A 7545-nucleotide genomic window follows, 5' to 3' on the forward strand; every position below is an offset into this window, starting at 1 on the left:
GAAACAACGAGTTGCATCGAGACATCATCAAGACTCCCGGCTTTCGAGCGGGGAGGCACGCTCGTACAAGCCCTTCCACCCTTGCCCGCCCGGCGGAGTTCCCGCGGGGGAAGGGCGCCTTGGAATGGGTAAATGGTACCACGGATCGAGCAAGAGCGCTTCCCCTGGCTCGCCTGGGGCCGGTCTGGCTCTCACAATAGGATAGCTCCTCGGCCTTCGCCGGCTGAGATCTCCGAGGGATCCTCAGTGACTCGCGGTGCTGAGAGACAAGGCCGTCGTGTAGGGGGAAATCAAGGGGCGACCTGTCCACGGAAGTGTAAACCACTGCGGATGGGAGAAGAAGGAGCACCTTCTCTCAGTCCCATCCTCCCGCACCCGACGCCTTCCCAGTCCCGTTGTCGATCCGGGACCCGTCGCCCGCACGATGCCCGCTCATTTTCTATGCTCCACAAAGGTAATGTCCCCAAGGGAGGTCACCTGCGGAATCAACCTGTATTTCCCCTCGACGAGAATCACCGGTCTTTTCGTCCCTCCCCCAAGTTCTTCCATGTGTGTCGAGATCTCCAAGCTCTCGGCATTCTCACCTTGCGAAACCGCGCCCGCAACCCTGAACTGCCACCAATTCCTTCCACTCCTGTTGACCCAGAAGCTGACACCTGTGAACTTCACATCCTCGGTCTTCCCTGTCGTGCGATTCGTGTACTTGCCCCAGGCGACCATGTCCAACCAGCCGGACTTGGCGTTGTCGCCCTTCACAATCCCCTTGTCATCCAGGTAGACGACCCCCACGCCACTCAAGGGAGGATTCGTCATCGCCGAAGGATCATAGCTTGGGTGCGCCGCGGAAATGACCTTTGCCCGTCCATCCTGGCTCATCGCGCGAATGAAGGTTGTCATCTCGCCGACAAACACGTGTCGCGTGTTTTCGAACATGGGTGACGTCTTCCAGGCAGTAGCAAGTCCACCTCCTTCTCCGAACAGCGAGATTTCCGCCACCGGCGCGGGGTCATCGGTCTTTGAATCATAGAACCCCGGCGCGAGCTCGCTGGTGGTTCTCAAGGGTGGTTCCTTTTCTTTCCGGTTCTCGGGTGGTTTCGGCAACTTCTGCTCCGAAGGACCTTGAGCCTTGGATTCCGGGGCTTTCGCGACACCGGAGATACGCCCTGGAAACCCCGCGCTGTCGCTCGCTCTCGTTCCAGAGGCTATTGATTCGTGACTCATGACGCCCACGCCTGCCCCCTTCGGCTCACTGAACGAATCCCCCGGTTCTACGAACTGCAGGAGGGCTTTCTCGCGCTCCCTCTTGAGTTCTGCCATCCGAGCACTTGCTTCAACGGCATGCTCACCCGCGGGGAAGCGCTTCAGGTAATCACCATAGCTTGCCCGCGTGTCGCTCTCCATCGCCGTGATCCAGGCCAGCCATTCGATTCGCTTACGCGCTTCGCCGCAATGCTTCCCGTTGGGAAAGCGTCGGAGGAAGCTCTCCCACTCCTCCTCCTTCGAACTCAACTGGATACGACTCCAAAGTTGCTGCTCGAGTCTTCCGGCGGCATACACGCGCAGCGGACTCGCGGGGAACTCCGCGAGGAATTGCTCGGTCGCCTCGGGCGTGTCGATTGCACAAGCGTCCGCCCAGGCGATTTCCTCGGGATCAAGCCATTTCCCCTCTCGTTTCACAAGCCTGTACGAGAACGGATCGACCCACGCCCCTCGATAGGTAACAACCGTCCTCGGCCTCACGGCAGAGATGTTGTCCAAGATCCATAAGGGAGCGATCACGCCGGCCCCGATCGTGGACCATTTCCAGAATGCATCTTCCTTTGCGTGCTTCGACGCCAGCGCGGCCACGCCGCCGGTCAAGACTCCTCCGAACACGCCGCCGATCACCCCGTCCAGCGCGCCCCAAGATCGCGCAGCAGCTTTCGAGGAATAGTCCCTTTCCTTCAGTCCGTCGAAGAGCATTTTGTGATCGGACGGGTAGTACCAGACTTGTCGTTCAGCTCGAGCCTGTGTGCTCATGTCGGTCGCGACTCCCGATGTCACGGCACCGGCACCTCGCGACTCGGAAGTACTCGCCGAAGGTGAAGCCATCCGTCCCGCAGCACACCCTTGAAGAACCAGCATGAGGGCTATAAGCACCAGCCGAGGGCCCCTGCGAGCCCTCGCGCCGCACACATGCGCCGGAACGGTAGAAACCGACTGGCGCCGGCCCGGCGAACTATGCTCGTTGCTCAGGAACACAAGCGCCTGCATCGAGAATTCAGTGAACATATGTACCCCCACCGGACTCACGGGTCTCGGCCGGTACAATTCCAGGAGGCCCCGTGAGGGCCCCGGACTCGACGGAAGGACGCCGGAGGGGCCTCTCAATGAACAGCCAATCGATCCAAGAAGACACGAAAGGCGATCCCGAAAGAAGCCGCCTATAACCACACTCCGTCGCGGACCGGTATCTACTGATTACCATCACTGCACATGCCGCACACCGTGGTCTCACAGAGACCAAACCGTTCATTCTTGAACGGCGTCCTTCCGACACGCCAGGATCCTTATGAACTCCTTGTCATTCGAGAGTTCCCTTATCAATATCAACAGTCCCTCATCAGCCATCGCACCCACCTGCTCATAGCTGGGAACTGCATCATATCCTCTCTCGCCCGTCCATTTGGAGACCCTAACCCTCGAGTACCGCAACGTATCCAACGACCGACAATCCCCAGCGCCCTCGACCTGTATCTCGAACACGATCGATGTCACCCAGTTGTACTGGTTGTTTGCCTTCTTGAAGGCCTCATCGGTAACGAGCTTGAAAGGCAGCGACGAGAACTCCTGAACTCTTCCTAAAACACGGAAATCGCACGCTTCGTGATCGTTCGACTCGGCAACCAAAGCATGACCACTTCTCTCGAACTCGTTCTTTATCGCATTGGTTACTATAGAATCAACGGGGTTGCTGAAGGTCGGCACCCTGCCGTCAATTCCTTCGCGGGCGTCCTCCAGCGTCTCCACACAAGTCCTCAGCGGCGGCAAAAGTCCCAACAAGGTCTTCTCCTCCTGCGGAAGTCGGGGATCTCTTCTGATGGGAATCTGGGCGCTGTATATCGCATCGATCATGGCACTCATCTTCCGCCCCTGGGCTATCGAATACCCCGCCTTGTACCCGATATTGCCTGCCGTCACCCCGCAACCGAGAAGAACGATCGCTGCCGCAACCAGGGAAGCCCCGAAGAGAATGAACGTTCCCGTCTTCATCGAACCGCACTCCTTCTTCCGGATGTCTTTAGATCGCTCCGCCTGCCGTATTGGGCGATCCAACTCCCCGCAGGGCGCCAGGATCTCAACGCCTGATTCGTCTTTCACCTCGACAGCGCCAGGCACGGTCCAGTGCGAGGTCATGCGGAGGCGAGCACCCGGAACACTCTCCCCGCTTTCGATACGCTCTTTGCTCGAAACGCGTCTCTTCTCTCCCCCCTTTCGCCCATTCACTGTTCATCAGCGGATTCATGCCCTCTGCCTTGTTTCGAAAAGTAGAGAACCGGATTCACGGTCAGATCCATCTCCACTGCAATCAGCCCGTTATCGATCGTCGTTTCAACGTTCTCTACGCGAAGGTAATCGTTCATCACGTGTAGGTTGTATTGGTACATCAGTTCATCGGGGGGCAAATTTGGATGCTCCAGGATGAAATCAACGGTCGGCTCTTTCATTTCGCGCGGCGATTCGGTCGTCATGAGCCGCGATGAGGTCTCTCGACGTACCAGGTTCTGAGCCAGATTGTGGACCGCTTCCTGCTGCGCCTTCTTGTAAACGGACTGAACGAATTCCTCCTTTTGTTCCCTCTTCCGTTCCCGTTCTGGGTCGCCCAAGAACATCTTGGTTATGTAGTCGATGACTATGGCCGATGCGAATACGGTCTGTGGTGGTGAGTATCCGTAGCGAAATTTCTCGTCCACCATCGCGCTAAATCCTTTCGACGAAAAGTGCCAGTCCGTCACTCGGTCGATTCTCTCGAGGGAGATATTGTCGGGAGATGGAGGCCGCAGGTTCGGCATCGAGACGTAATAACGATCCGACTTAGAAAGGGTTAGCGCTCTGTCGGCTCCCATTGCCTTTGTCAGGTTCGCCGCTGCTCGTTCCAGCGGAGCACCCATCAAAGCCAATACGAGCGCGCAACGATTCCCGAACTCACCACCTTCACGGCCAATGGTGTCCGAGAGGAGGGAGATCGCTTCCTCGTCTCCAACATGGCGAATGCAGTCCGCGGTACGAAGAAGTATGTCGAAGTCATTGTGGTTCGCGATGACGATCGAGATGAGGGGTCCAACCGCCTTAGTGGTTCCGACCTCCTTCAAGGAGGAGACGGCCGTTTCGACGATCGCCAAGGTTGAGTCTTCGAGGGCGTCGATTAGAAGGGCTTCCGAATCATCGTGTTTGAAGTGAGATAGGTGTTGTAGGAAAAGCCTCACCTTCAAGGGGTCCGTGCAACTCTTGATCTTCTCAAGGTGAACTTCATATCGCTTATCCCCGAAGCCGAATAAGGCCTTAGCGGCCTCGACCCAGACGCGAGGATCTTCGTCATCAATGGTCAGATGTATCGGCTCGACCGCCCTTCTGTCCCCGAAAAAAGAGAGTGCCCGAATTCCAGCGATCCTCACTTCCGGATTGACGTCGCCCAAGGATTCGATCAGCTGCGGAACTGCGTTTGTGCATTCTAGGGCCGCCACCGCTTCGGCCGCCTGGACCCTTGTCCACACCACGTTGCTCTGAAGAGCGAGCTGAACCGGTTCGCACTTTCCTGCCTCTATGGCTCGCTCCTTGTCGATCACATATATGTCGTTGGGACTCCACCTGTCCACACTGCTTAATCTGAATCCCGATCCGATGTACGTCTTGTACCAATCAAGAACACCCAAGTCTGCATATAGCCACCTCACGTAGACCGGCTCCAGTTCTTTGCCTCGAGTTTGAAATCTCACTTCGCATGTTTGCTTCGGTAGTGGCGCAAACAAATTGCCGCCTGCATCTCTCGCAAGTCGGATCGTCCCGGGTGTGGTAGTTCTGTTGTTCGGCTCTTCTACGACATAGGCGACGGCTGTATCGGGATAGCATCTTACATTGATATCCAGGAGCCGCCTCGTGCTGCACCCCTCAACTACGATCGAGATTGAGAGAAGTACTAGCAGGTGGACGTAGTACATATTGGTTCGTTTCATGTCTTACCTCGCCGGTTTGTGCTCCAGTCATGTGGTACCACGCCGTCGGCATACTCCTTGTCTGCATGTCGCTCGAAGTCTTCCTGTGCAGCTATTAACTGTCGCATAAGCAATGGCCCGTACTCCGGGCGGGAGGTGGACGATGAGACCACACGGCAGCCCGGAGAGTTTGGAACGGCGTCGGCATCGCGCTCTGGCCGTGTTGCGGGAGGGGTTTCTTCCGGTCGAAGTGGCGCGGAAGCTGAAGGTAGACCGTCGATCGGTCCGTCGCTGGCGAGCGAGTCATGACGCGGAAGGCATCGAGGGGATCGCCGCCAAGCCGGTGCCCGGTCGCCCTCGCAAGCTGACGGACCCGCAGCGAGCCGCGCTCGGTCGTCTGCTGCTTGGGGGAGCGGAGGCCCAAGGATTCCCGACCAATCTTTGGACCTGTGCGCGGGTCGCAGCGGTCATCCGTCGCCGCTTCCGTGTTCGCTATCACCCGCATCATGTCGCGCGCCTCCTCCATGCCCTGGGCTTCAGCCCCCAGAAGCCGGAGCGACGCGCCCGGGAACGGGACGAGGCCGAGATCCAGCGCTGGGTGAAGGAGGAGTGGCCGAGGACATAAAAAACGCCGCGCGTCTGAGAGCGAGCCTCGTTTTCCTGGACGAGAGCGGGCTTCTGATGGCTCCCCATCTCCGACGCACGTGGGCTCCGGTCGGAGAGTCTCCCGTCTTCTACCGGCGCACGCGCTCCCACGAGAAGGTCTCGGCGATCGGGGCGATCTCGGTCTCTCCTCGTCGGCGGCGCGTGGGACTTTACTTCGCTCTCTTGCCGAACGAGAACGTGACGGCCGAGAACTTGATCCCCTTTCTCCGGGAACTTCAGAAACACCTTCGACGCCCTATCATCCTTCTCTGGGATCGCCTGAACGTTCACCGGGCCATTCTCGTTCGCCGATTCCTCGACCGGACACGCCGGATCCGCACGGAACCCTTCCCTGCCTACGCCCCCGAGCTCAATCCGGTGGAAGGAGTTTGGGAACATCTGAAGAGAAACCCTCTTGCCCACTACGCTCCCGAGAGCGCGGCCGATCTCTGGTTCCATGCCACGTGCTCCGCCCACGAAATCCGAACCAACCAACCCCTCTTGTGATCCTTCATCCGAAGAACCGGGCTCTCTCTGTGCCCATTATAGGACATCACTTATGCGTTGCTCAGTAGCTTCAAACACGAAGAGCCTCGCGAGGAGTCGTTGGGAATTTAAGTTAGTGCCCTCCCACTGTAAGAATAACGGAGACAACTTCCTGCGCCCCGAGCTGACGCCGCTAGAAGTAGTACGTGATGCCCAGCCCCAGCATGACCATCTGCGGCGTCTCATAGTCGTAGTCCCACCACACGTCCTCGAACCCGATGTGGATGTAGTCGACCTCGAAGTTCCATCCCACCTCGGGAAGTCCGGAGAAGAAGTACTCGACCCCTCCCCCGAATCCGAAACCGATTCCCTGGTCGCTCTCTTCGGGACCGAGGATCGTTCTCGAAACATCCTGGTCCTTGAAGGTGCCGAACAAGCCCGAGAGATAGACGTTGTAGTTGGGCTCGACCTTCGGGCGAACGAGAACACGAATGGCTCCGAAATCGACATCGACAAGCCCGACTCGACCGAAGAGCTGAAGACCCAGCACCTGTGTCGGGTTGACGGTGACGGCCGGTCCGAAGATAGGGAAAGGAGCCGCTTGAATACCGATTCCCACCGATCTCTTGGCAGGAAAAGCCGACGAAGCGGCACCCGGCGCCGCATAAGACCCCTCTCCCCCGGCGCTTTGCTCGCCCGCCTGACTGGTGCCGAACACGCCGAAAGACAGAATGAGCAAGGCCGGCACGAGGACACTGATCAGTCCCATCGGAGTCTTCATCCTCTTTTCCTCCAGAGCCGCGGCGGACCGTAGACACCCGACGCGGTCACCAAGACCAACGATTCTCCCATCACTACTCCCACTTCGAACGGCTCTTCGTGGTCGTTCATCTTCCAGAAGCAGGCTGTCGAGCACAAGCGATCGCACGAGCCGAGCGTCGGACAAGCACGAGGCTCCCTCCTCTCCCCTCCTTTCGAGCTTCACGTCGATCTGCTTGGGCTTCAGGTCACAGCAATCGTCCATTGCGAACCCGGTATGCCTCTCGGCAAGCAGGCCGTCACCAAACCCGGGCAGCTTCTCATGGGACCTCACCTCCAGCCCCCCTCGTCCGAACACATATTACGGGGAGCAGGATGTAGTTGACATTCTCACCAGGCGGCATACTGGACCTCGGGGGCGTCGAAGTAGCGACGCACAAGCTCGGGGCGGCGCCGGGTACTT

General features: G+C 58.4%; 6 protein-coding genes. 2 read left to right on the forward strand and 4 right to left on the reverse strand.

Features of this window, described 5'->3' with window-relative positions; translation table 11 throughout:
- Positions 1 to 432: 432 nt before the first annotated feature.
- The 3 genes from FJY73_13540 to FJY73_13550 form a co-directional block, all read right to left on the reverse strand.
- Positions 433 to 2043, reverse strand: a complete 1611-nt coding sequence (locus tag FJY73_13540; GenBank protein ID MBM3321680.1) for a hypothetical protein — start codon at positions 2041 to 2043, stop codon at positions 433 to 435.
- 468 nt (positions 2044 to 2511) lie between these two features.
- A complete protein-coding gene (locus FJY73_13545; GenBank protein ID MBM3321681.1) occupies positions 2512 to 3252 on the reverse strand; it encodes a hypothetical protein in 741 nt (246 codons plus the stop codon).
- A gap of 230 nt (positions 3253 to 3482) precedes the next feature.
- On the reverse strand, positions 3483 to 5213 hold the full coding sequence (locus tag FJY73_13550; protein MBM3321682.1) for a HEAT repeat domain-containing protein: 1731 nt from the start codon (positions 5211 to 5213) through the stop codon (positions 3483 to 3485).
- 142 nt (positions 5214 to 5355) lie between these two features.
- Here FJY73_13550 and FJY73_13555 point away from each other — a divergent pair, with 142 nt between their 5' ends.
- The gene (locus FJY73_13555) at positions 5356 to 5817 is read left to right on the forward strand and encodes an IS630 family transposase (protein ID MBM3321683.1); all 462 of its coding nucleotides are present in this window, start codon (positions 5356 to 5358) and stop codon (positions 5815 to 5817) included.
- Complete coding sequence (locus FJY73_13560; protein ID MBM3321684.1) at positions 5802 to 6344, forward strand: transposase; 543 nt, start codon at positions 5802 to 5804, stop codon at positions 6342 to 6344. Before FJY73_13555 ends, FJY73_13560 begins: the two co-directional genes overlap by 16 nt.
- Before the next feature lie 172 nt (positions 6345 to 6516).
- Here the strand turns inward: FJY73_13560 and FJY73_13565 are convergent, their stop codons facing one another.
- Entirely contained in the window at positions 6517 to 7416 is a 900-nt protein-coding gene (locus FJY73_13565) for a hypothetical protein (protein MBM3321685.1), read from the reverse strand.
- Positions 7417 to 7545 lie beyond the last annotated feature (129 nt).

This window comes from Candidatus Eisenbacteria bacterium (genome assembly GCA_016867715.1).
GTDB lineage: Bacteria > Orphanbacterota > Orphanbacteria > Orphanbacterales > Orphanbacteraceae > VGIW01.